Raw genomic sequence first — 24177 nt, forward strand, 5'->3', positions numbered from 1 at the left:
CTGCGGTTGGGGGGTCTTGCGCCCACCGGTCCACGGGGTACCAGGGTATCAGCGCCCCGGCCCGTACGCGTCCGGTGACGCGTGGACCCCCTCTCCGGGGCCGCTCCGGCGGCCTTCCCGGAGCGGCCCCGCACCCGCTCCCGGGCCCGCTCCGACACCGGTGTCCCAGGCCACCCGTTCGGCTCAGATTCGTCCCCCGACCGTCGCGCGTCACACCAACTCCGCGTCGTATCCTGCACGGACACATGCAGCGAGCCGGCCGGCACGGCACCACCCACGCCTCTCTCCGGAACAAGAGCTCGTCTAAAGATCGCTTGACCGCAAGAGGACCCTTCGGGGTCACGTGGCCGTTCGACTGGAGATGACGTGGCCGGGCGTATCGAGGATTACGCACTCATCGGTGACATGCAGACCGCCGCCCTGGTCTGCCGGGACGGCACGGCCGACTGGCTGTGCCTCCCGCGCTTCGACTCGCACGCCGTGTTCGCCGGCCTGCTCGGCACGGAGGAACACGGCTTCTGGCGGGTCGGCCCCGCGCACCCCTCGGGGGCGGCGCCGCCGCGGGCCGACCGCCGCCGGTACCGGGGGGACTCCCTCGTGCTCGAATCCGAGTGGGACACCCCGCGCGGCACCGTGCGGGTGATCGACTTCATGCCCCCGCGCGACGGGGCGCCGCAGCTGATCAGGATCGTGGAGGGCGTCAGCGGCCGGGTGCCGATGCGCTCGGCGCTGCGGATGCGCTTCTCCTACGGCCGCGTCGTGCCGTGGGTGCACAAGGTCGGCGACCGCACGGTGGCCGTGGCCGGGCCCGACTCGGTATGGCTGGACACCACCGCCGACACCTTCGGCAAGGACCTCACGACGTACTCCGACTTCACCGTCGCCCCCGGCGAGCGCGTCGCGCTGACCATCAGCTGGCAGCCCTCGCACAACGACGCCCCGGCGCTGCCCGACCCGGAGGGGTCGCTGGTGGCCACGGAGGAGTTCTGGCAGGAGTGGGTCGAGCACTGTACGTACCACGGCCCCTACCGGGACGCCGTCGTCCGGTCGCTGATCACGCTCAAGGCGCTCACCTACGCGCCGACGGGCGGCATCGTCGCGGCGCCGACCACCTCGCTGCCCGAGGACATCGGCGGCTCCCGGAACTGGGACTACCGCTTCACCTGGCTGCGGGACGCGGCGATCACCCTCTCCTCGCTGCTGCGCACCGGCTACCGCGAGGAGGCCCGCGCCTGGCGCGAGTGGCTGCTGCGCGCGGTCGCGGGCGACCCCGAGAACCTGCAGATCATGTACGGCATCGCCGGCGAGCGCGAGCTGGGCGAGGCCGAGCTGTCCTGGCTGCCGGGCTACGAGAACTCCCGGCCCGTACGGATCGGCAACGGCGCGGCCGACCAGCTCCAGCTCGACGTCTACGGCGAGGTCACCGAGGCGCTGCACCTCGCGCACATGACGGGCCTCGCGCGCAACGACTACGCGAGCCTGCTCCAGCTGCGGCTGATCGGCTACCTCGAGGACCACTGGAACGAGCCGGACGAGGGCATCTGGGAGGTGCGCGGCCCGCGCCGGCACTTCGTGCACTCCAAGGTGATGGCCTGGGTGGCGGTGGACCGCACCATCAAGCTCATCGAGGCCGGTGACGTGGACGGCCCGCTGGAGCGGTGGCGCGAGCTGCGCGAGGACATCCACCGGGACGTCTGCGAGAAGGGGTACGACAAGGAGCGCAACACCTTCACCCAGTCCTACGGGTCGAAGGAGCTGGACGCCTCCCTGCTGCTCATCCCGCAGATGGGCTTCCTGCCGCCCGACGACAAGCGCGTCATCGGCACCATCGAGGCGATCCAGCGGGAGCTGTCCACCCCGGACGGCTTCGTCCTGCGCTACCCCACGGCCGGGGACGAGTGCGGCGTGGACGGGCTGGAGGGCGACGAAGGGGCCTTCCTCGCCTGCTCGTTCTGGCTCGCCGACGACCTCGCGATGATCGGCCGGGTCGACGAGGCACGGCAACTGTTCGAAAAGCTGCTCTCGCTCCGCAACGACCTGGGACTGCTCGCGGAGGAGTGGGACCCGCGCCTCCAGCGGCAGGTCGGCAACTTCCCGCAGGCTTTCAGCCACGTGCCGCTGATCGACACGGCACTGCGGCTCACCGCGTCCAGCGCCTTCGGGGGCTAGCGCCGCTCCGGCTTCCGGAGCGCGAAGTACAGCGCGGCGGCGCTGACGGGGAGGACCAGCACGGCTGCGGCGGCGTTGAGGCCGCCGTAGCCCGCGGCGGCGACGAGCCCGCCGGAGAGCGCCCCGCCCGCCGCGCCGACGAGGTTCATCAGGGTGTCGGAGAGCCCCTGGACCTCCGCCCGGTGCTCGGCGTCCACGGACTCGCTGAGCAGCGTGGACCCGGCGACGGTCGCACAGGACCAGCCGATGCCCAGGAGCAGCAGCCCGGCGGTGACCGCCCACCGGCGGCTGCCCGCGGTGCCCGCGAGCAGGGTCGCGGCGACGTAGACCACCTGCCCGAGCAGGATCACCGGCACCCGGCCGATCCGGTCCGTCAGCCGTCCCACCAGCGGAGACAGGCCGTACATCCCGGCGATGTGCAGGCTGACGGTGAAGCCCACGACGCTCAGCGAGGCGCCTTGATGGGCCAGGTGAATGGGCGTCATCGTCATCACGGACACCATCACGGCATGCCCGAGGACCAGCGCGGTCAGCCCGGTCAGCGCCGAGGGTGACGCCGACACATGACGCAGGGCTCCGCTCATTCGGGTACGGAAACGGGCCCGTGCGACGGTGTTCCCGGAGGTCTCCGCGGCGTTCCGGGCGGCCAGCAGCAGGGGGTCGGGGCGCAGCCGCAGGTGGACGATCGCCGCCCCCGTGCAGAAGGCCACGAGGGAGAAGACGAAGGGGCCCGCCGCGTCGGGCACCCCCAGCGCTCGGGCGAGCGCGGCGCCGGGACCGCTGAGGTTGGGGCCGAGGACGCTGCCGACCGTGGTGGACCAGACGACCAGCGACAGCGCGCGGGCCCGGGAGCGCGGCACGGCGAGGTCGGTGGCCGCGTAGCGGGACTGGAGGTTGGACGCCGTACCGGCGCCGATGAGCAGCATCCCGAGCAGCACCAGGGGCGGCAGGTCCGCGCCCGCCGCCAGCAGCACGGTCAGCGCCCCGGCGGCGGCGACCAGCCAGCCGGTGCCGAGCCCGGCCCGGCGCCCGCGGGCCCGGGAGAGGGTGGCCAGGGGCACGGACAGCAGGGCGGCGCCGAGGGTCGTCAGGGTGGTGCCGAGGCCCGCGACGGCCTCGGAGCCGGTGAGGTGCTCGATCAGGATCCCCCCGGAGGAGATCATCGAACCGATCCCGATCCCGGCGGCGACCTGCGCCGACATCAGGACCCTGACGGTGTGCCGCTGGACGGCGACGGGGTCGACTTCCGGTGATATGCCGGGTATGTCGGAGGAGTCCGACGCGGACTCGGGGGCTGCGGTCATGCGCGACAGCGTAAGGGCGGCCCGCACGCCCCGGCAGAGCCCGGCCGGGGTCCCGCCGGGGGCCGGTGACGGTGGTCCGCGCGGGGGTGGGCCGAGTAGCGTTCCCGGTCATGGAACCGCAAGGCCCGCAAGGGACGATCACCGTGGCGCGGGCGCTCGACCTGCCCGCCCTGCGCAAGGGCCTGCCCGAGGTGCTGGCCGCGGGCGACCGGCTCGACCGCCCGGTGCGCTGGGTGCACGCGGGCGAGGCCCCGCACATCGCCACCCTCCTCAAGGGCGGCGAGCTGCTGCTGACGACCGGGCTCGGCCTGGGCAGCCGGCCCGCGGAACAGCGCGGCTTCGTCCGGGGGCTGGCGGAGCGGGGCATCGCTGCCCTGGTGGTGGAGCTGGGCGCGCGGTTCGCGACGCTGCCCGCGGCGGTCGTGGACACGGCCCGCTCGTACGGGCTGCCGCTGGTCCAGCTGCACCGGGAGGTGCCGTTCGTCGCGGTGACCGAGGAGATCCACACCGAGCTGGTCAACGAGCACTACGCCCTGCTGCGGCGCGCCGAGGAGGTCCACCGGCAGTGCACGGAGGTGCTGCTGGGCGGCGGCGGGGTGCCCGAGGTGCTGCGGCTGTTCGCGGGCTTCACCGGAAACCCCGTCTTCCTCCAGACGCCGGACGGGCGGCTGCTGTACGCGGCGGGGCCCGCGGGCCGGACGGGCGCCGCCGATCCGCTCCAGGTGTGGGAAGGGCTGCGGGACGCGGGGCTCGCGGGCGCGCTGACCACCGACATCCCCGGCCAGGGCCCCGGACCCGGCGCCGTACGGGCCCGGCTGACCGTACTGCCGGTGAACGCGCCGCTGGCGCCCGTGCACCGCATCGCCGCGGACCGTACGGCCGGGCTGCTGGCCGTCGTCCTCCTCCAGGCCCGGCAGGAGGAGGAGCTGGCGGCGCGCGGCCGCGGCGACTTCCTCTCCGGCCTCGCGGACGGCCGCGTCGACCCGGCGGACGCCCCGGCCCAGGCCCGGGTGCTGGGCTTCCGGCCGGGCCCCGGCCCGCTGCTGCCGATGGTGCTGCGGCTGTCCAGCGACCTGGTGCCGCCCGACAGCTGGGCCGCGCTGGTGTGCGCGGTGCAGGAGGAGCTGGCCGCGGTGGGCGCGCCGGTGCTGCTGGGCGTACGGCTGCCGGAGGGCCGGATACCGCTGCTGGTCGGGCTGCGGGACGACGCGGAACGCCCCACCGTCGCGGACCGGGTGGCCGCGGCGCTGCGGGCCGGGGCGGAGCGGGCGGGCCTGCGGCTCCCCGTGGTCGTGGCGGGCGCGCCGACCGGGTGGGAGGCGGTGGGCGCGGCCCTGCGCCACGCCGCCGAGGCCGCGACCGCGGCCCGCGGCCTGCCGGACCGGACCTGGCACGACGTCCGGCAGCTGGACGTCGACGTGCTGCTGTGGCGGCTGCGCTCCCAGGGCGATCTGGCGGCGTTCGTCGACCGGGTGATCGGCCCGCTGATCGCCCACGACCGCGCGTCGCGCCCGGCGCTGCTGCCGACGCTGGAGACGTACCTCGCCCACGCGGGCCGCAAGGCGGAGACGGCGCGCGAGCTCCACCTCAACCGCCAGACGCTCTACGACCGCCTGGCCCGCATCGCACGCCTCCTGGGCACGGATCTGGAGGACCCGCAGACGGCACTCTCCCTGAACCTGGCCCTGCGCGCACGCCGCCACGTGAGCTAGGTCTTCTTCCCCGGACCCGCGCTCGGGTGCGCCTGCGGCGGGCTTTGTCCCCCTATCCCGCCCCTTCCCGGCTGTGTCAATTTGCGGCTCCGCCGCGTGAGGGCTCCGCCCCAGACCCCGAAGCACGCTTCGCGCGCTGTCCTCAAACGCCGGACGGGCTGGTTTTCCAGCCCGTCCGGCGTTTGAGGACGCGGCCGCAGGCCGCTCCCGCCGCAGGCGGCAACGCACCCGCAGCCATCGGGGAAAGCAGCCGCAGGCCCGGCTAGCGAAGCCGCCGGCTCAGCTCGTCGTACACGCTCAGCACGTGCGCCACCGTGTCGTCCTCCGACGGCCACGTCGCCGCCTGCTCCCGCCCCGCCGCCGAGAGCTCCGCCCGCCGGACCGGATCGGCGAGCAGCCGGCTCACCGCGGCGGCCAGCGCGGCGGCATCCCCGTACGGGACGAGCTCGGCCGCCTCGCCGACCAGGTCCGGTACGCCGCCGACCGCGGTCGCCACCAGGGGGACGCCCGCGTGCAGCGCCTCCTGGGCGAGCACGGAGCGGGCCTCCCACCGGCTGGAGAGGATCGCCACGTCGGCCGTCGCCAGCAGGTCCGGTACGTCGTCGCGGTGCCCCACCAGGCGGACGGGCAGGCACTCCGTCTCGATCCTGCGCTGGAGGAGGGGCCGTTCGCGGCCCTCGCCGGCCACGATGAGGAGGGGCTCCGGGTCGAGTTCGCGCCAGGCGCGGGCCGCGTCGAGGAGGGGGCCGTGGCCCTGGCCCGCTTCCAGCCGCCCGACGGTGACGAGCAAGGGCCGGGCGACGGCGCCGAGTTCGGCCCGCGCCTTGTGCCGCGCCGGTTCGTCGTCCTCGGGGGCGGGGCGCGGCGCGGGCACCCCGACGGGGGCCAGCCGGGCGTCCCGCGCGCCGCGCAGCCGCGCCCGGTCGACGAGCTCCGAGGTCACCCCGAGCACGACGGCCGCGGTGCGGGCCGCCTGCCGCTCCATCAGCCGCACGAACTGGGCGCGCGCTCCTGCCGCGCGCGCCCTCGTGTGCCAGGTGACGACCAGGGGCGTACGCCGTCCCCGCAGCGCGAGCGCCGCGAGCACCCCCGACCGCAGGCCGTGGGCGTGGACCACGTCCGCGCCCGTGCTCGCGGCCCGGATGCCGGCGACGGCCAGGGCGTCCGGGCCGGTCCGCAGCGGCGCGAAGGAGGCACCGCCGACGGCCCCGGCGCCCGTGAAGCCGTACCCCTCGCCCGTGCGCCGCGGTGCGCACACCGTCACCCGCAGCCCGCGCGCGACCAGCCCGGCGGCCAGCGACCGCACGTGCGGTCCGCTGCCGGAACCGCCGCCGCCCAGCACTTGCACGGCGTGCAGGGGTGGGCGCCCGTGCGGCGAGGCGGGTGTGCTGCTCACGCGGGTGAAGCTCCTGATTCGGCGTCGGGCGAGGACGGACGGCGCGGCGGTGCCGCGCCCAGGATGCCAGCCTCGGCCGACATCCCGGCACCACCGTCTCGCGGGTTGGCCGCCTTACCTCGCCCACGTATCCGCGGATTCACTCACATAGGTGATTCTTGGCGCCCAAGTCCCCACGAGGACGGATGACGTGCGCGGAAACTCAGCCCGTGGGGGCACCTCCCAGCGGTAGCTGGGGGAGATTGAGGACGCGGCCGCAGGCCGCCCCCGCTGCAGGCGGCAACGAAACCCGCACCCGGGGCCTGGGGCGCGAGCCCCTAAAGCCCCCGCGCCGCAGCCAGCAACTCCTCCGCATGAGCCCGGGCCAGGTGAGAATCCTCCTGGCCCGCCAGCATGCGGGACAGCTCCCGCACCCGCGCCTCCCCCTCCATCGCCTGGACGCCGCTGCGGGTCACCGAGCCGTCGTGGGTCTTCTCGACCACCAGGTGGCGGTCGGCGAACGCGGCCACCTGGGGCAGGTGGGTGACGACCACGACCTGCGCGGTCCGCGCGAGGCGGGCCAGGCGGCGGCCCACCTCGACGGCCGCCTTGCCGCCGACCCCGGCGTCGACCTCGTCGAAGAGGTACGTCGGCACGGGGTCGGAGCCCGCGAACACCACCTCGACGGCGAGCATGACGCGCGACAGCTCACCGCCGGAGGCGCCCTTGGCGATGGGGCGCGGCCGGGCGCCGGGGTGGGGGGCGAGGTAGAGCTCGACCTCGTCGGCGCCCTGCGGCCCGTAGGCGACGGCCCGCCCGCCGACCTCGATGCCGTGGTCGGCCTCCGACTCCGCGACCTCGGTCTGGCCGATCTCGAAGGACACGCGCGCGTGCGGCATCGCCAGCGAGGCGAGCTCCTCGGTGACGGCCTCGGCGAACCGCTCGGCCGCCTCCGTCCGCGCGTCGGTCAGCGCCTGCGCGAGCTCGCCGAGTTCGGTGCGCAACGCGTCCCGTTCGGCGGTCAGCTCGCCGATGCGCTCGTCGTCGCCCTCCAGCTCGCCGAGGCGGGCCGCGCCCGCCTCCGCCCAGGCGAGGACGCCCGTGATGTCCTCGCCGTACTTGCGCGTCAGGTGGGTCAGGGCCGCCCGCCGCTCCTCGACGGCCGCGAGCCGCCGCGGGTCCGCGTCCAGGTCGGAGGCGTAGCCCGCGAGCTCCCCGGCCACGTCGGACAGCAGGATGCCGATCTCGCCGATCCGGTCGGCGAGGCCGGCCAGGGCCGGGTCGTGGGAGCGCACGGCCTCCACCGCCCGCTGGGCGCCCGCGACCAGGGTGGCCGCGTCGATGCCCTCGGGGTCCTCGGGGTTGCCCGCGAGGGCGGCGTGGGCGACGGTGGCGGCGGAGGCGAGGGCCTCGGCGTGGCCGAGGCGGGAGGCCTCGGCGGCCAGTTCGGTGTCCTCGCCGGGCAGCGGTTCGACGGCGGCGACCTCGTCCAGGCCGAAGCGCAGCAGGTCCGCCTCCTGGGCCCGCTCGCGGGCCCGCGTGGTCAGCTCGGCCAGCTCGGCGGCGACGGCCCGCAGCCTGCGATAGGCACCGGCGTACTTGGCGAGCGGCACGGACACGGCGTCGCCCGCGTACCGGTCGAGGGCCTGCCGCTGCCGGGCGGGTCTGAGCAGCCCCTGCTGGTCGGTCTGCCCGTGCACGGCCACGAGGTCGTCGGCGAGCTCGGCGAGCAGGCCGACGGGCACGCTCCGGCCGCCCACATGGGCGCGCGAACGCCCCTCGGCGGAGAGGGTGCGGCTGATCAGCAGGGTGCCGTCGTCGAGTTCGGCGCCCGCCTCCTCCGCCCGGACGGCCGCGGGCGACCGGCGGTCGACGGTGATCCTCCCCTCGACCACGGCGCTCTTGGCGCCCGTCCGCACCAGCGCGGGGTCGGCCCGCCCGCCGAGCAGCAGACCGAGGCTGGTGACGACCATGGTCTTGCCCGCGCCGGTCTCGCCGGTCACCGCGGTGAAACCGGGCGACAGCTCGACCACCGCGTCATCGATGACGCCCAAGGACCGGATCCGCATCTCCTCCAACACGGGTACGACCATACGAGGTTCCGGGGCCCCCTCGCGACGGCCACCCCCGTCGGTCCCCCTGGGGACAGCCCCACCACCGGTCCGGGTGACTGCCCCATGGCCTCGGTGCCCCTTACCGAACAGGCTTGTCCCATGACGTCAGCCCGCACGACCGCCCGGTCCCGCACCCCCCACGCGGCGGCGCTGCTCCTCGCCGCGGCCGTCGCCCTGACCAGCACCGTCGGCTCCGCGAGCGCGCTCGCGGACGCTCCGGGCGGTACGGATTCCCGCCCGGCCGCGCTCGACGGCACATGGCGCACGGACGGTTACGGCACGGTCGTCGCCGTGGACGGCGGTGGCCGCCGGCTGCGGACGTACGAGACCACGGCCGTCGGCTGCCTGCCCGGTGACCTGACCGCGACCCGCTCCGACGCCTCCGGCCCCTTCCGGCAGGAGGGCGAGGCGCCCCTCACGGTGACGCCGAAGGGGCGCGACCGGGCGGAGCTGGCGTTCGGCGACGACGTGGGCCACCGCACACTGCGGCGGATCGCCGCGTTGCCCGCGAACTGCCGCGGCACGATCGCGCCGAGCCCGGACGCGGACCCGCGGAAGGTCTTCGACACCTTCTGGCGGACGTACGCCGAGAACTACCCCTTCTTCGCCGCGCGGCACATCGACTGGAACGCCGTACGGGACCGCTACCGGCCCCGGATCACGGCCGCCACCGACAAGGGCGAGCTGTTCTCCGTCCTGTCGGAGATGATCCGGCCGCTCCACGACGGGCACACCGGGCTGGTCGACCCGCAGCACCCCGAAGGCTTCTTCAGCGGGCACCGCGAGGACACCGTCCTCCCCGACGAACAGGAGCGGACCCGTATCGACCGGGCCGTCTCCGAAAGCGTCGAGGCCGCCGGCGGCGAGGACGAACGGTCCTGGGCGGGCGGGAAGATCACCTACGCCGGGCTGCCCGGCCGGATCGGCTTCCTCCGCGTCACCACGTTCCAGGGCTACGCGAAGGGCAACACCTACGAGGCCGACGCGGCCACGCTCGGCAAGGCCCTCGACGACGTCTTCACCGCCGCCCGGACGAGCGGCCCGGACGCCCTGCGCGGCCTGGTCCTCGACCTGCGGTTCAACGGCGGCGGCTCGGACCGCCTCGCGCTGGACGTGGCCGAGCGGCTGACCGGGCGGCCGTACACGGCCTATCTCAAGCACGCGCGGAACGACGCCCACGACCCACGGAAGTTCACCCCCGCCGAGCCGGTCGGGGCCCGCCCGCACCACGGGCCCGTCTACACCGGCCCGCTGACCGTCCTCACCAGCCGGCTGACGATCAGCGCGGGCGAGACCCTCACCCAGGCGCTGCTCGCCCGCGACCCGAAGCCGGTGCTCATCGGCGAGAACACACAGGGGCTGTTCTCGGACCGGCTGGAGCGGACGCTGCCGAACGGCTGGCGGTTCTGGCTCCCGAACGAGGAGTACTTGAGCGCGCGGGACCACCGCACGACGTACGACGGCGCGGGCATCCCCCCGGACGTCGCGACGAGCCCGGAGGGAGCGCTGAGCGTGGCCCTCGGTGTCCTCAAACGCCGGACGGGTTGAATTTCGCGGACCGTAACCAGCGAAATCAGCCCGTCCGGCGATTGAGGACGCGCCCGCAGGACGCTCCGCCGCAGGCGGCAACGAAACCCGCACCCGGCGACGAACCCGCACCCAGGACAAGCCAAAAACTAATGCGGCGCGCCCCGCCACCCGGCAACCGGCAGCGCGAACTTCGCCACCAACCGGTCCGTGAACGACGCGTGGTGCAGCCGGGCCAGCCGCACCGGGACCGCTCCCCGGCGCACTTCCACCCGCGCGCCCGCCGGCAGTTCCACCGTGCGCCGCCCGTCGCACCACAGCACCCCGTTCGGCGTCTGCGGCTGCACCTCCACCGCGAGCACCGAGTCCGGCGCCGTGACCAGCGGCTTGGCGAAGAGGGCGTGCGCGCTGATGGGGACCATCAGCAGGGCCTCGACCTCCGGCCAGACCACCGGGCCGCCCGCCGAGAACGCGTAGGCGGTCGAGCCGGTGGGGGTCGCGCAGACGACGCCGTCGCCGCCGAAGCGGGACACCGGCCGGCCGTCGACCTCGGTGACGACCTCCAGCAGGCGCTCCCGCGCGGCCTTCTCCACGGACGCCTCGTTCAGCGCCCAGTCGGTGTGCACGATGTGGCCGTCGGTGCGGACGAGCACGTCGAGGGTCATCCGCTCCTCGACCTCGTACGCCCGGGTCACCACCCGGTCCACGACCTTGTCGAGGTCGTCGCGCTCGGCCTCGGCGAGGAAGCCGACCCGGCCGAGGTTGACGCCCAGCATCGGCACCCCGGAGCGCCGGGCGAATTCCGCGCCCCGCAGCAGCGTGCCGTCACCGCCGAGCACGATCAGCAGCTCGCACCCCTCCAGGACGTCGGGCCGGTCCGGCCCCGCCTCGACGAGTTCGGCCGAGGGCGGCAGCGGCAGGTCGGCGGCCTCCTCGGCCAGCACGCGCACCCCGATGCCGCAGCGCAGCAGCCCTTGGACGACGAGTTCGGCGCTGCGGATGGCCGCGGGGCGGCCGGTGTGGGCGAGCAGGAAGACCCGACGGCCCCCGGCCGTCGCCTCCCCCCCGGCTGCCGCCCGGGTCTGTGCCGATGCTGCTGATGCTGCTTCTGAAGTGGTCAACGGGGCCCCTCCGCCACTGCACGGTCAACGTCCGCCGGGTCCAGTTCAGGCGCTCCGGCGCGCAGCCACAGAAAGTACTCGACGTTGCCCGAGGGTCCCGGCAGCGGGCTGGCCGTCACGCCCAGCACCCCGAGCCCGAGCGCGGCCGCCTGGCCCGCGACCGCGACGACCGCCTCGGCCCGCAGCTGGGTGCTGCGCACCACGCCGCCGCTGCCGAGCCGCTCCTTGCCGACCTCGAACTGCGGCTTGACCATGAGGACGAGGTCCGCGTCGGGGGCGGCGCAGCGCACGAGCGCGGGCAGCACGAGGCCGAGCGGGATGAAGGACAGGTCGCCGACGACGATGTCGGCGGGCTTGCCGTCGATCTGCTCCAGCGTCAGCTCACGGACGTTGGTGCGGTCCTTCACGGTGACCCGCTCGTCGCTCTGCAGCGACCAGGCGAGCTGTCCGTAGCCGACGTCGACGGCGACGACGTGGGCGGCGCCCGCGCGCAGCAGGACGTCGGTGAAGCCGCCGGTGGAGGCGCCCGCGTCGAGCGCGCGGCGGCCCTCGACCCGCAGCCCGCGGGGGCCGAAGGCGGCGAGGGCGCCCGCGAGCTTGTGGCCGCCGCGGGAGACGTAGTCCGGGTCGTTCTCGTCGTCGGTGACGACGACGGCGGCGCTGATCTCCACCTGTGTGGCCGCCTTGGTCGCGGTCGCGCCGCCGACGGTCACCCGGCCCGCCGCGATGAGCTGGCTCGCGTGCTCGCGGGAGCGGGCGAGTTTCCGGCGCACCAGCTCGGCGTCGAGTCGGCTGCGTCGCGGGCGGGTCACTGCCACGGGTGGTTCAGCTCCTGTTGTCGTACGAAGCGGGCGCGCCGGAGGGCGCCGTCGGCCCGGGGTGCCGGTCGAGCGCGGTGAGCGCGTCGCGCAGGCCCCGGTGTACATCCTCGTACACCTCCAGGTGACCGCTCGCGGCGAGGTGGTCGGCGTCGGCCAGCCGGACGAGCAGGCCGTCCACGGCGGGGTCGCCGGTGGGGGCGCGGTCGACGCCGAGCGGCAGGGGCCCGGCCTCCCGTTCGTCCTGCGGTGCGCCGGTCATCGGATCGGTCATGCCTTTGACGCTACCCCGTCCCGGCGCCTGTGCGGCGTACGCGAACCTCTGGGGTAGCGTCCCTCCCCATGGCGACCATCGAGGAGTGCCGGGAGGCACTCGACCGGCTGGCGGAGAATCTCGCGGGGGCGAGCGGTGACCTGCGGGACGCCGCCGCGCCCGACCGCTCGCTCAGCTGCCACCTCTCCGATCTCGACGTCACCTTCACGGGCCACCTGGCGGGCGGCCACATCCAGGACGTGCGGACCGTGCCGGGCACCCCCGAGCGGCGGGCGGAGATCGCCCTGACGATGTCGGGCGACGATCTGGTGGCCCTGGTGCACGGCCGGCTGAGCTTCGCGAAGGCGTGGGCCTCGGGCCGGGTCAGGGTGCAGGCGAGCCTGCGGGACGTGCTGCGGCTGCGGTCCCTGCTGTAGCGCCGGCGGGCGTCCGCCGGCGCCGGGCGGCGGGGACGACCAGGGGGGTGCCGGTCTCGGGGTCGTCGATGACCTGGCACCGCAGCCCGAACACCTTCTCCACCAGCTCTGCCGTGACCACCTCCCCCGGCTTCCCCTCGGCGACGACCCGGCCGTCGCGCATGGCGATGAGGTGGGTGGCGTAGCGGGCGGCGTGGTTGAGGTCGTGGAGGACGGCGACGAGGGTACGGCCCTGCTCCTCGTGCAGCTGGGCGCACAGGTCGAGCACGTCGATCTGGTGCTGGATGTCGAGGTAGGTGGTCGGCTCGTCCAGGAGCAGCAGCGGGGTCTGCTGGGCGAGGGCCATGGCGATCCAGACGCGCTGGCGCTGCCCGCCGGACAGCTCGTCGACGTGCCGGTCGGCGAGGGCGTCGACGCCGGTCGCGGTCATCGACTCCACGACGATCCGCTCGTCCTCCCGCGACCACTGCCGCAGCAGCCCCTGGTGGGGGTAGCGGCCGCGGGCGACGAGGTCGGCGACGGTGATCCCGTCCGGGGCGACGGAGGACTGCGGGAGCAGTCCGAGCGTGCGGGCGACCTGCTTGGCGGGGTACGAGTCGATGGCCGCGCCGTCGAGGAGCACGGCTCCGGCGGCCGGTTTGAGCATGCGCGAGAGGGCGCGCAGGAGGGTCGACTTGCCGCAGGCGTTGGGGCCGACGATCACCGTGAAGGAGTGGTCGGGGACGGCGACGGAGAGGTTCTCCGCAATGACCCGCTGGTCGTAGGAGAGGGTGACGGACTCCGCCGTCAGCCGGCTCTCCCGGGTCTCTCCTGCCGCTTCGGCCGCCGGCCGCACGGCGGCCTCGCGTACGTCGCTCACGGTGGTCTCTCCTTGTTCGTTCGTCGTGTCCGGCGTGTGCCGCGTGCCCGGCGTCATATCCGGCCCGCCTTGCGCTCGGTGAAGAGCAGCCACAGCAGATAGCAGCCGCCGAGCACGCCGGTCACTGCGCCGACGGGCAGCTGGTCGGCGCCGAAGAGCCGCTGGGAGACCCAGTCCGCGGTGATGAGCAGGACGGCGCCCATGCACGCGGAGGCGGGCAGGTTGGGGCCGGGCGCCCGGGTCAGCCGCCGGGCGAGCTGGGGTGCGGCGAGGGCCACGAAGCCGACGGGTCCGGCCGCGGCGGTCGCGGCGGCGGTCAGCAGGACGGCGGCGCCCATCACCACGATCCGTACGCGCTCGGCCCGTACGCCCAGCGCGTACGCCGCGTCGTCGCCCATCTCCAGCATCCGCAGGGCCCGGCCCTGGCCGATGACCACGGGGAAGAGCACGGCCGCCACGCACAGCAGGGGCCACACCTGGCCCCAGTCGCGGCCGTTGAGCGAGCCGACCATCCAGACCATCGAGCGGGCCGCGTCGGCGAGGTCGGCCCGGGTCATCAGGTAGTCCCGGACGCCGGTGAGCACGGCGGCCGCGCCGATGCCCACGAGGACGAGGCGGTAGCCGTGGACGCCCTTCTTCCACGCCAGCAGGTAGACGGCGATGCCGGTGGCGATCCCGCCGACGACGGCCCCGGCCGCGACGGCGAACGGGTCGCCGTGGAAGAGGATGATGACGACGAGCGCCCCGGCCGCCGAGCCCTGGCCGAAGCCGATCACGTCCGGGCTGCCCAGCGGGTTGCGGGAGACGGATTGGAAGACCGCGCCCGCCAGCCCCAGGCTGGCGCCGACGAGCAGTCCGACGAGGACGCGCGGCAGCCGCAGGTCCCGGACGATGAACTCCTGCGCGGGCGTGCCGCCGCCGGTGAGGGTCCGTACGACCTCGGCCGGGGACATCGGGAAGTCGCCGGTGCCGATGAGGGCGACGGCGGCGGCCGCGGCGAGGGCCAGCAGAGCCGCGACGACGAGGACGGCCCGCGTGTCCACGCGCAGCGAGAGCCCGCCGCGGGTGCGGACCACCTTGGGCCTGGGGGGTGACGACACACTCACTGCTGGACCACCCTCCGGCGGCGTACGAGGTGGATGAAGACGGGCCCGCCGATCACCGCCGTCACGATGCCGACCTGGAGCTCGCCGGGCCGGGTGACGACCCGTCCGAGCACGTCGGCGCCGAGCAGCAGCACGGGCGCGAGGACGGCCGCGTACGGCAGGATCCAGCGGAGGTCGGGGCCGGTGAGGGCGCGGACGAGGTGCGGGACGATCAGGCCGACGAAGACGATCGGCCCGCAGGCGGCGGTCGCCGCGCCGCACAGCAGCGTGACGGCGGCCATGGCGAGGACGCGGGTGAGCGTGGGCCGGGAGCCGAGCGCGAGGGCGGTGTCGTCGCCGAGCGCCATGGCGTTGAGGGGCCGGGCGAGCGCGAGGGCGAGGACGACGCCGAGGACGATGAAGGGCGCGATCCGGCCGACGGTCCCCATGTCGGCGGAGGCGAGCGAGCCGACCGTCCAAAAACGCATCCGGTCCAGCGCGGCGGAGTCCATGAGCTGGACGGAGTAGACGTAGCCGTACAGCGCGTACGTCACGGCGGTGCCCGCGAGCGCGAGGCGGACCGGGGTGGCGCTGCGGCTGCCGCCGAGGAAGTGGACGGCCACGGCGACGACGGCCGCGCCGAGGAAGGCGAACCACATGTAGCCGCTGATCGTGCCGATGCCCAGGAAGCTGATGGCGGAGACGACGGCGGCCGCGGCCCCGGCGTTGACGCCGAGGATGCCGGGTTCGGCGAGGGGGTTGCGGGTGAGCGCCTGCATCACCGCGCCCGCGAGTCCGAGCGCGGCGCCGACCAGGATGCCCAGGAGGGTGCGGGGCAGGCGCACTTCGCGGACGACCACGGCGTCGGACCCGGACGCGGAGTGGAAGAGCGCGTCCCACACCTGGTCGAGGGGGATCTGTTTGGCGCCGATGGCGATGCTCGCGACGGCGACCAGGAGCAGGGCTCCCAGCGCGGCGAACAGCCCTGCCGCACGGGCCGCGTTCCGGCCGGGCGGCGCGGAGCGGGGCGGTGCCGCCGGGGATTCGGGGAGACTGTCGACCAACACCAGGTTAGGTTAGCCTACCCTGACAACGCCCCTTCGACTGAGTACCGAGAGAAGCGCATCCCCATGAGCACCCCCCGCATCCCAGGCATCACCAACCTGTCCCGCCGTGGCCTTCTGACGGCGGGTGGCGCGCTCGGCGCCGGCGTCCTCCTGACCGCCTGCGGGGGCGGAAAATCCGCCGATGGCTCCGACTCCGGCTCCTCGGGCGGCTCCTGGGCCTTCAAGGACGACCGCGGCGAGACCGCCAAGGCGGGCAAGGCCCCGAAGAAGGTCGTCGCCTTCACCGGCTCCGCGGCCGCCCTCCACGACTTCGGCTTCGACTGCGCGGGCGTCTTCGGCCCCACCAAGCTCAAGGACGGCAAGCCCGACCCGCAGGCCGGCGACCTCGACGTCGGGAAGGTGACGATCCTCGGCAACGCCTGGGGCGAGTTCAACGTCGAGAAGTACGCCGCCATGGGCCCCGAGCTGCTCGTCACCAACATGATCCAGGGCCAGGAACTCTGGTACGTCCCCGACGACAGCAAGAAGAAGATCCTCGGCCTCGCCCCGAGCGTCGGCATCAGCACCTCCAAGAAGTCGCTCACCGACGTCATCGGGCGCTACGCGGAGCTCGCGAAGTCGCTCGGCGCCGACCTGCAGGCGAAGCCGGTCACCGACGCCAAGCAGCGCTTCGAGAAGGCGTCCGAGACCCTCCGCAAGGCCGCCCGCGACCACAAGGGCCTCAAGGTCCTCGCCGCCTCCGGCTCCGCCGACATGCTCTACGTCTCCGACCCCGCCGTCTACGCCGACCTCACCTACTTCAAGCAGCTCGGCATCGAACTCGTCGTCCCCGACAAGGTCACCGGCGGCTTCTTCGAGAGCCTCAGCTGGGAGAACGCCGGCAAGTACCCCGCCGACCTGATCCTCCTCGACAACCGCACCGCCACCCTCCAGCCCAAGGACCTCGCCGCCAAGCCCACCTGGGCGGACCTGCCCGCGGTCAAGGCCGGCCAGATCACCCCCTGGCTCAGCGAACCGCGCTACTCCTACGCCGGATGCGCACCGCTCGTCGAGAGCCTCGCCGCCGCGGTCGACAAGGCCAAGAAGGTCACCTGACGGATCCTCACGTCAGCCGCGGCCACCCACGGCCGCGCCCGTCGCGCCCGCCGCGTCAGCCGAAAGGACCACGCCCCGCATGACCGCCACCACCGCCCCCACCGCCGTCCCGTACCGCTTCTTCGACCTGCACGTCCTGCGGACGGTACGGGTCAGCCCCGCCATGATCCGCGTGACCTTCGGCGGGGACGGCCTCGACACGGCCGTCAGCGGCGGCCGCGACCAGCGCTTCAAGCTGTTCCTGCCGCAGCCCGGCCAGGACGCGCCCGTCCTCCCCGAGAACCTCGGCGAGGGCTGGTTCGCGGAATGGCGCACCCAGGACCCGGCCGTACGAGCCGTCATGCGCTCGTACACCATCCGCGAACTGCGCGACGACCCCGCCGAGCTCGACGTCGACTTCGCCGTCCACGGCGACGCGAACGGCCACGGCGGCCCGGCCACCAACTGGGCGCAGGCCGCCCGCCCCGGTGACCGCGCCGTTGTCCTCGGCCCCGTCGCCGAGGACAACGGCGGCGTCGACTTCCAGCCGCCGACCGGCACCGACTGGATCCTCGTCACCGCCGACGAGACCGCCCTCCCCGCCGTCGCCGGCATCCTCGCCTGGCTGCCCGAGGGCACCCGGGCGAAGGTCTGGATCGAGGTGCCGCACGCGGACGACGTCCAGGATCTGCCGACCGCAGCCTCCGCGGACATCACCTGGCTGGTACGGGGCGCCGGCCACGCGACCCCGCTGCTCGACGCGGTGCGCGCGGCCGAACTGCCCACCGGCACCCCCTACGCCTGGATCGCGGGCGAATCCGGCACGGTCCGCGCCGTCCGCCGCCACCTGGTCGGCGAGCGCGGCTTCGACCGCCGTGCGGTGACCTTCACGGGCTACTGGCGCCGGGGCGCGTCGGAGGAGGACCTGCTGGCCGAGCTGGCGTGACGCGAACGGCGCGGGAGCCATGGGCTCCCGCGCCGTTCGGCGTGACCGGGCGGACCCCAACCGGCCGCGCTAGAACCCCAGACGCGCCAGCGCCTTCCCCGCGTCCAGCTCGCACTCCCCGGATCCGGCCGCCGACCAGGCGGCGCCGCACAACGCCCGCAGGCCGTCGATCGGCTCCCCCGAACCCGTCAGGGCGAGCTCTCCGTCCGCCACCGCGGCCGTCCATCCACCGCACCGGAACCCCCCGTCGACAGCGTCGACGTCGGGCTGCGCCAGGAGCAGCCCCCGCAGGTCCTCCGCCACATACGTCGGCCGGTGCTCCGGCGGCGCGGCGAGCAGCTGGGCCGCCGTGGTCACGCCGGTCAGGACGAGCAGCGAGTCCACGCCGCCGACGTGCGCCCCCTCGATGTCCGTGTCCAGCCGGTCGCCGACGACCAGCGGCCGCGCCGCGCCCGTACGCAGCACCGTCTCGCGGTGCATCGGCGGCAGCGGCTTCCCCGCCACCTGCGGCTCGGCGCCCGTCGCTATCCGTACGACCTGCACGGCCGCGCCGTTGCCGGGCGCGATGCCCCGCGCGCTGGGGATCGTCAGATCCGTGTTGGAGGCGAACCACGGCACGCCCCGCGCCACCGCGTACGACGCCTCCGCCAGCCGCGACCACGGCATGTCCGGCCCGCCGTAGCCCTGCGCCACCGCGGCCGGATCGTCGTCCGCCGAGTCCACGGGCACCAGCCCGCGCTCCTCCAGCGCGACCCGCAGGCCCTCCGCCCCGATCACCAACACCCTTGACCCGGCCGGGATCTGATCGGCGATCAGCCGCGCCACGGCCTGCGCCGAGGTGATCACGTCGGAGGGTTCGGCGGGCACGCCGAGGTCCGTCAGGTGCGCGGCGACCGTCTCCGGCGTACGGGCGGCGTTGTTCGTCACATAGGCGAGGTGCATCCCCCCGTCCCGCGCCGTCCCCAGCGACTCGACGGCGTACGCGATGGCCTCGCCGCCCGCGTACACCACGCCGTCGAGGTCCAGCAGCGCCGTGTCATAGGCCGCGCCGAGCGGCTCACGGCTGCCGTCGGGCCGGATCCGGACGGTCTGGTTCATCGTGCACCCACTCCTTGTGCTGTACGTCTCTTCCCCGATCATTGCTCATCCGGCCATGAGACATAACATTTCCCAATGAGCACTCCAGGCCGAACAGGGGATAGAAGGCAGGGTCTCGAACTCGCGCCATTCCGGGGGCTGCGCTATGTCCCGGAGCGGGTCGGCAGCCTCGCCGCCGTGACTTCACCACCGTACGACGTCGTCGTGCGGCCCGACGGCCTGCGCCACCTGGAGACCGCGGATCCGCACAACATCGTCCGGCTCATCCTCCCGCAGGCCGCCACGGCCGCGGACCGGCACCGGCAGGCGGCGCAGACGCTGCGCCGCTGGCAGGACGAGCGGATCCTCGCGGCCGACCCCGAGCCCGCGCTCTACGTCTACGAGCAGCGGGGCGACGGCATACTGCAGCGCGGCCTCATCGGGGCCCTGCGCCTCAGCCCCCGCGAGGAGGGCGTCGTGCTCCCCCACGAGGACGTGATGCCGCACATCATCGAGGACCGGGCGGCCCTGATGCGCGGCACGGGCGCCAATCTCGAACCGCTGCTCTTCTCCTACCGCGGTGACGACAGCGACGGCGGCGCGGCGGGCGTCATCGACCGGGTGACCCGTTCCGCGCCGCTGCTGTCCACCACCACCGACGACGGCTACGCCCACCGCCTGTGGTCCGTCACCGATCCGGCCGAGCTGAGCACGATCGGCGCCGACCTGTCCCGGCAGCGGGCCCTCATCGCCGACGGCCACCACCGCTGGGCCACCTACCTCCGGCTGCGCGCCGAGCAACCCGCCGACAGCCCCTGGGACTTCGGCCTGGTCCTCCTCGTCGACACCGCCCGCTACCCCCTGCGCGTACGGGCCATCCACCGCCTGCTGCACCGCCTGCCGATCGCGGACGCACTCGCGGCCGTCGGCAGCGCCTTCCGCGTGCGGACGCTCGAAGGCTCCCTGCCGGAGGCCCTGGACGCGCTCGCCGAGGCGACCGGCAAGGACCGCAACGCCTTCGTGCTCGCCGGCGACGGCCGCTTCCACCTCCTCGACAGCCCCGACCCCGCCCTCCTCGCGCGTACGGTCCCCACCGACCGCCCGGAGGCGTGGCGCACGCTCGACGCGACGGTTCTGCACTCGGTCCTGCTGGAACACATCTGGCGCGTTCCGGACGACCCCGAGCACATCGGCTACATCCACGAGACGGCCGCCGCGGTCAAGCAGGCCGAACGGCACGGCGGCACGGCGGTCCTGATGCACCCGGTGTGCGAGGACGTCGTACGGGAGCTGGCCGAGCAGGGCGTCACCATGCCCCGCAAGTCCACCTCCTTCGGCCCCAAGCCGGCCACGGGACTGGTCCTCCGCAGCCTCGCCCTGAACTGAACGACCGGCGGCGCGAACGCCGAAGGGCGGAACCCCCGGTGGGGGTTCCGCCCTTTGCGCTGTGCCGCCGGCGCGGCAGCGGTCAGCTCTTGTCGTCGGACGCCTTGTCCTCGACCGGCTTGTCCTCGGCTGCCTTCTCCTCGGCGGGCTCGGCGGCCTCGGTGGGCTGCTCGGGCATGACGGGCTCCACGAACTGCGGGGCCGCCGCCGGGGTTTCGGCCGGGGTCTCGACCGGCTGCGGGGCGTCCTCCACCACTGCGGCGTCGGCCTCGGCGGTGACGGCCGGGGTCTCGTCGTCCTCGTCCGCCTCGACCATGGCGTCCATGAACTCGACGCCGTCCAGCTCCGCGAGACGGTCGGAGGCGTCCGTCATGCCGCCCTGGTCCGCCTCGAGGGCCTTGGCGAACCACTCGCGCGCCTCGTCCTGGCGACCCACGGCGAGCAGCGCGTCGGCGTAGGCGTAGCGCAGGCGGGCCGTCCACGGCTGGATCGAGTTCGACGCGAGCTCGGGGCTCTGCAGGGTCACGACCGCCGCGTCCGCCTGGCCCATGTCCTTGCGGGCACCGGCGGCGACGAGCCGCATCTCGACCTGGCCGGCCTTGTCCAGCTTGTGCACCTCGGGCTCACCGGCCATGGCCAGCGCACGCTCCGGGCGGCCCATGCCGCGCTCGCAGTCCGCCATCACGGGCCACAGCTCGACGGAACCGGTCATCCGGCGCGCGGCGCGGAACTCGGCCAGCGCCTCGGTGTACCTGCCCGTGGCGTACGCGGCGAAGCCGGCGGCCTCCCGCACGGCGGCGACGCGGGACGCGAGGCGCAGGGCGATCCGGGAGTAGGCGTAGGCCTGCTCCGCGTCCTCGTCCAGCAGGTTCGCCACCATGACGAGGTTGCGCGCGACCTCCTCGGCAAGGCCCTTCGGCAGGCTCATGAGCTCCTGCTTGACGTCCTTGTCGATCTCGTCGCCGGTCACGTCGTCGGGGATCGGCAGACGCTTCACGGGCTCGCGGTCACGGTCCCGGTCGTCACGCCGGTCGTAACCACCGGAGCGCTCGTCGCGCCCGCCACGGTAGCCGCCGCCACCCTGCCGGTCGTCACGACGCCCATAGCCGCCACCGCTCGGGCGACCGCCACGGTCGTCGCGGCCACCGCGGTAACCACCGCGGTCGTCGTCGCGACGGGGGCCGCGGTCGTCGTCACGGCGCGGGGCGCGGTCGTCACGACGGAACGACGGACGGTCGCTGCCGCCACGGTCGTCACGACGGAAACCACCACGGTCATCGTCACGGCGCGGGCCACGGTCATCACGCCCACCGCGGAAGCCACCACGGTCGTCATCACGACGCGGACCACGGTCATCGCGACGGAACGACGGACGGTCGCTGCCGCCACGGTCGTCACGACGGAAACCACCACGGTCGTCATCACGACGGGGGCCACGGTCATCGTCACGACGCGGCGCACGGTCGTCACGGCGGAAGGAGGGGCGGTCGTCACGACGGTCATCGCGACGGAAGCCACCGCGGTCGTCGTCGCGGCGGGGGCCACGGTCGTCATCACGGCGCGGGGCACGGTCGTCACGGCGGAACGACGGACGGTCGCTGCCGCCACGGTCGTCACGACGGAAACCACCGCCGACGGGACGCCCACCACGGTCATCGTCACGGCGCGGGCCACGGTCATCACGCCCACCGCGGAAGCCACCACGGTCGTCATCGCGACGCGGACCACGGGGGTCGTCACGGCGGAACGACGGACGGTCATTGCCGCCACGGTCGTCACGGCCACCACGGAAACCGCCGCGCTCGTCGTCACGGCGAGGGGCGCGGTCATCGCGACGGAAGGACGGACGGTCATCGCGGCGGGGGCCACGGTCGTCGTCACGGCGCGGCGCGCGGTCGTCACGCGGGAAAGAGGGGCGGTCGTCGCGGCGGAAGCCACCGCCGGCGGGACGTCCACCACGGTCGTCGCGGCCACCGCGGAAGCCACCGCGGTCATCGTCACGGCGCGGGGCGCGGTCGTCACGACGGAACGACGGACGGTCGCTGCCGCCACGGTCGTCACGACGGAAACCACCGCCGGCGGGACGCCCACCGCGGTCGCCTTCACGGCGCGGACCGCCGCGTCGGTCGTCACCACGGTCGTCACGCCGGTATGCCGGTCGGTCGTCGCGGCGGAAGCCGCCCCGGTCGCCGCCCGATCGATCGTCGGGAGAGTTGGTGGACATCGACGTGACTCCTGTCTTCGGGTACCGCAGTCATTCTCGCGCACCCAACTGACAGGCGCGCTTCGACAAAATACAGAGCAAAATACAAAAAGGACCCTTGGTCCCAGCGTGAACGCTGGGACCAAGGGTCCTTGAAAGATTGTTCGGCGGCGTCCTACTCTCCCACACGGTCCCCCATGCAGTACCATCGGCGCTGAAAGGCTTAGCTTCCGGGTTCGGAATGTAACCGGGCGTTTCCCTAACGCTATGACCACCGAAACCCTATCGGGTTCTAGCGAACAAGCACACTCTTCAATTAAGAGATACATACTGGTTCAACCGGTGCGACTGTTCGCAACCCGGGAACCACACAGTGGACGCGAGCAACTGAGGACAAGCCCTCGGCCTATTAGTACCAGTCAGCTCCAACCGTTACCGGTCTTCCACACCTGGCCTATCAACCCAGTCGTCTACTGGGAGCCTTAACCCCTCAAAGGGGGTGGGAATACTCATCTCGAAGCAGGCTTCCCGCTTAGATGCTTTCAGCGGTTATCCCTCCCGAACGTAGCCAACCAGCCATGCCCTTGGCAGGACAACTGGCACACCAGAGGTTCGTCCGTCCCGGTCCTCTCGTACTAGGGACAGCCCTTCTCAATATTCCTACGCGCACAGCGGATAGGGACCGAACTGTCTCACGACGTTCTAAACCCAGCTCGCGTACCGCTTTAATGGGCGAACAGCCCAACCCTTGGGACCGACTCCAGCCCCAGGATGCGACGAGCCGACATCGAGGTGCCAAACCATCCCGTCGATATGGACTCTTGGGGAAGATCAGCCTGTTATCCCCGGGGTACCTTTTATCCGTTGAGCGACGGCGCTTCCACAAGCCACCGCCGGATCACTAGTCCCGACTTTCGTCCCTGCTCGACCCGTCGGTCTCACAGTCAAGCTCCCTTGTGCACTTACACTCAACACCTGATTGCCAACCAGGCTGAGGGAACCTTTGGGCGCCTCCGTTACTCTTTAGGAGGCAACCGCCCCAGTTAAACTACCCACCAGACACTGTCCCTGATCCGGATCACGGACCCAGGTTAGACATCCAGCACGACCAGAGTGGTATTTCAACGACGACTCCACGAACACTGGCGTGCCCGCTTCACAGTCTCCCACCTATCCTACACAAGCCGAACCGAACACCAATATCAAGCTATAGTAAAGGTCCCGGGGTCTTTCCGTCCTGCTGCGCGAAACGAGCATCTTTACTCGTAGTGCAATTTCACCGGGCCTATGGTTGAGACAGTCGAGAAGTCGTTACGCCATTCGTGCAGGTCGGAACTTACCCGACAAGGAATTTCGCTACCTTAGGATGGTTATAGTTACCACCGCCGTTTACTGGCGCTTAAGTTCTCAGCTTCGCCCCACCGAAATGGAGCTAACCGGTCCCCTTAACGTTCCAGCACCGGGCAGGCGTCAGTCCGTATACATCGCCTTACGGCTTCGCACGGACCTGTGTTTTTAGTAAACAGTCGCTTCTCGCTGGTCTCTGCGGCCACCCCCAGCTCAGAGTGCAAGACTCATCACCGGAAATGGCCCCCCTTCTCCCGAAGTTACGGGGGCATTTTGCCGAGTTCCTTAACCATAGTTCACCCG

Annotated in this window: 19 protein-coding genes and 2 rRNA genes (1 of these 21 only partly in view); 7 read left to right on the top strand and 14 right to left on the bottom strand. The window is 73.2% G+C overall.

What is annotated here, in order from left to right; all coding sequences use genetic code 11:
* Positions 1-366 precede the first annotated feature (366 nt).
* Positions 367-2169, top strand: coding sequence for a glycoside hydrolase family 15 protein (locus DXZ73_RS12280; protein ID WP_205519158.1), 1803 nt, complete (start codon positions 367-369; stop codon positions 2167-2169).
* On the opposite strand, the gene DXZ73_RS12285 is transcribed toward DXZ73_RS12280, so the two are convergent.
* A complete protein-coding gene (locus DXZ73_RS12285; protein ID WP_116215571.1) occupies positions 2166-3473 on the bottom strand; it encodes an MFS transporter in 1308 nt (435 codons plus the stop codon). The two genes, DXZ73_RS12280 and DXZ73_RS12285, sit on opposite strands and share 4 nt — an antisense overlap.
* 110 nt (positions 3474-3583) lie before the next feature.
* On the opposite strand from DXZ73_RS12285, the gene DXZ73_RS12290 reads away from it, so the two are divergent.
* Complete coding sequence (locus DXZ73_RS12290; protein ID WP_116211037.1) at positions 3584-5185, top strand: PucR family transcriptional regulator; 1602 nt, start codon at positions 3584-3586, stop codon at positions 5183-5185.
* Between the two features lie 262 nt (positions 5186-5447).
* On the opposite strand, the gene DXZ73_RS12295 is transcribed toward DXZ73_RS12290, so the two are convergent.
* Both DXZ73_RS12295 and recN read right to left on the bottom strand, forming a co-directional pair.
* Positions 5448-6581: a glycosyltransferase family 4 protein gene (locus DXZ73_RS12295; RefSeq protein ID WP_116211038.1), complete on the bottom strand. Its 1134-nt coding sequence runs from the start codon at positions 6579-6581 to the stop codon at positions 5448-5450.
* 317 nt (positions 6582-6898) lie between these two features.
* Positions 6899-8653: a DNA repair protein RecN gene (recN, locus tag DXZ73_RS12300; RefSeq protein WP_116211039.1), complete on the bottom strand. Its 1755-nt coding sequence runs from the start codon at positions 8651-8653 to the stop codon at positions 6899-6901.
* Between the two features lie 120 nt (positions 8654-8773).
* On the opposite strand from recN, the gene DXZ73_RS12305 reads away from it, so the two are divergent.
* Positions 8774-10222 (top strand): S41 family peptidase, encoded by a 1449-nt coding sequence (locus DXZ73_RS12305; RefSeq protein ID WP_116211040.1) that lies wholly within the window; start codon positions 8774-8776, stop codon positions 10220-10222.
* Between the two features lie 128 nt (positions 10223-10350).
* On the opposite strand, the gene DXZ73_RS12310 is transcribed toward DXZ73_RS12305, so the two are convergent.
* Genes DXZ73_RS12310 through DXZ73_RS12320 form a run of 3 tightly spaced genes read right to left on the bottom strand, consistent with a single transcriptional unit; the run spans position 10351 to position 12414 of the window.
* Positions 10351-11322 carry an NAD kinase gene (locus tag DXZ73_RS12310; RefSeq protein WP_275898577.1) on the bottom strand — a complete coding sequence of 324 codons (972 nt, stop codon included), beginning with the start codon at positions 11320-11322 and terminating at the stop codon, positions 10351-10353.
* Entirely contained in the window at positions 11319-12134 is an 816-nt protein-coding gene (locus tag DXZ73_RS12315) for a TlyA family RNA methyltransferase (RefSeq protein ID WP_116211041.1), read from the bottom strand. The genes DXZ73_RS12310 and DXZ73_RS12315 overlap by 4 nt, the downstream gene beginning before the upstream one ends.
* A 13-nt stretch (positions 12135-12147) precedes the next feature.
* Positions 12148-12414 (bottom strand): hypothetical protein, encoded by a 267-nt coding sequence (locus DXZ73_RS12320; RefSeq protein WP_116211042.1) that lies wholly within the window; start codon positions 12412-12414, stop codon positions 12148-12150.
* A gap of 68 nt (positions 12415-12482) precedes the next feature.
* On the opposite strand from DXZ73_RS12320, the gene DXZ73_RS12325 reads away from it, so the two are divergent.
* Positions 12483-12830 (top strand): sterol-binding protein, encoded by a 348-nt coding sequence (locus tag DXZ73_RS12325; protein WP_116211043.1) that lies wholly within the window; start codon positions 12483-12485, stop codon positions 12828-12830.
* Here the strand turns inward: DXZ73_RS12325 and DXZ73_RS12330 are convergent.
* Genes DXZ73_RS12330 through DXZ73_RS12340 form a run of 3 tightly spaced genes read right to left on the bottom strand, consistent with a single transcriptional unit; the run spans position 12778 to position 15841 of the window.
* Positions 12778-13782: an ABC transporter ATP-binding protein gene (locus DXZ73_RS12330; RefSeq protein WP_425315826.1), complete on the bottom strand. Its 1005-nt coding sequence runs from the start codon at positions 13780-13782 to the stop codon at positions 12778-12780. The two genes, DXZ73_RS12325 and DXZ73_RS12330, sit on opposite strands and share 53 nt — an antisense overlap.
* Entirely contained in the window at positions 13743-14789 is a 1047-nt protein-coding gene (locus DXZ73_RS12335) for a FecCD family ABC transporter permease (protein ID WP_240351322.1), read from the bottom strand. The genes DXZ73_RS12330 and DXZ73_RS12335 overlap by 40 nt, the downstream gene beginning before the upstream one ends.
* 2 nt (positions 14790-14791) lie before the next feature.
* Complete coding sequence (locus DXZ73_RS12340) at positions 14792-15841, bottom strand: FecCD family ABC transporter permease (RefSeq protein ID WP_116211046.1); 1050 nt, start codon at positions 15839-15841, stop codon at positions 14792-14794.
* A gap of 63 nt (positions 15842-15904) precedes the next feature.
* On the opposite strand from DXZ73_RS12340, the gene DXZ73_RS12345 reads away from it, so the two are divergent.
* Positions 15905-16936 carry an ABC transporter substrate-binding protein gene (locus DXZ73_RS12345; protein ID WP_116211047.1) on the top strand — a complete coding sequence of 344 codons (1032 nt, stop codon included), beginning with the start codon at positions 15905-15907 and terminating at the stop codon, positions 16934-16936.
* A 79-nt stretch (positions 16937-17015) separates the two neighbouring features.
* On the top strand, positions 17016-17861 hold the full coding sequence (locus tag DXZ73_RS12350; RefSeq protein ID WP_116211048.1) for a siderophore-interacting protein: 846 nt from the start codon (positions 17016-17018) through the stop codon (positions 17859-17861).
* Positions 17862-17930: 69 nt separating this feature from the next.
* Here the strand turns inward: DXZ73_RS12350 and DXZ73_RS12355 are convergent, their stop codons facing one another.
* Positions 17931-18959, bottom strand: coding sequence for an HAD-IIA family hydrolase (locus DXZ73_RS12355; protein WP_116211049.1), 1029 nt, complete (start codon positions 18957-18959; stop codon positions 17931-17933).
* A gap of 75 nt (positions 18960-19034) precedes the next feature.
* Here DXZ73_RS12355 and DXZ73_RS12360 point away from each other — a divergent pair, with 75 nt between their 5' ends.
* On the top strand, positions 19035-20324 hold the full coding sequence (locus tag DXZ73_RS12360) for a DUF1015 family protein (protein ID WP_116211050.1): 1290 nt from the start codon (positions 19035-19037) through the stop codon (positions 20322-20324).
* An 82-nt stretch (positions 20325-20406) separates the two neighbouring features.
* On the opposite strand, the gene DXZ73_RS40070 is transcribed toward DXZ73_RS12360, so the two are convergent.
* From DXZ73_RS40070 to DXZ73_RS12375, 4 genes are all read right to left on the bottom strand, one after another.
* The gene (locus DXZ73_RS40070) at positions 20407-21252 is read right to left on the bottom strand and encodes a hypothetical protein (protein ID WP_425315913.1); all 846 of its coding nucleotides are present in this window, start codon (positions 21250-21252) and stop codon (positions 20407-20409) included.
* A 65-nt stretch (positions 21253-21317) separates the two neighbouring features.
* Positions 21318-22469 (bottom strand): hypothetical protein, encoded by a 1152-nt coding sequence (locus tag DXZ73_RS40270; protein WP_162889880.1) that lies wholly within the window; start codon positions 22467-22469, stop codon positions 21318-21320.
* 220 nt (positions 22470-22689) lie between these two features.
* Positions 22690-22806: ribosomal RNA gene (gene rrf / locus DXZ73_RS12370) — 5S ribosomal RNA — on the bottom strand.
* Between the two features lie 110 nt (positions 22807-22916).
* A 23S ribosomal RNA gene (locus tag DXZ73_RS12375) occupies positions 22917-24177 on the bottom strand (it continues 1864 nt past the right edge of the window).

It is taken from the genome of Streptoverticillium olivoreticuli subsp. olivoreticuli (assembly GCF_003391135.1).
Taxonomy (GTDB): Bacteria; Actinomycetota; Actinomycetes; order Streptomycetales; family Streptomycetaceae; genus Streptomyces; species Streptomyces blastmyceticus.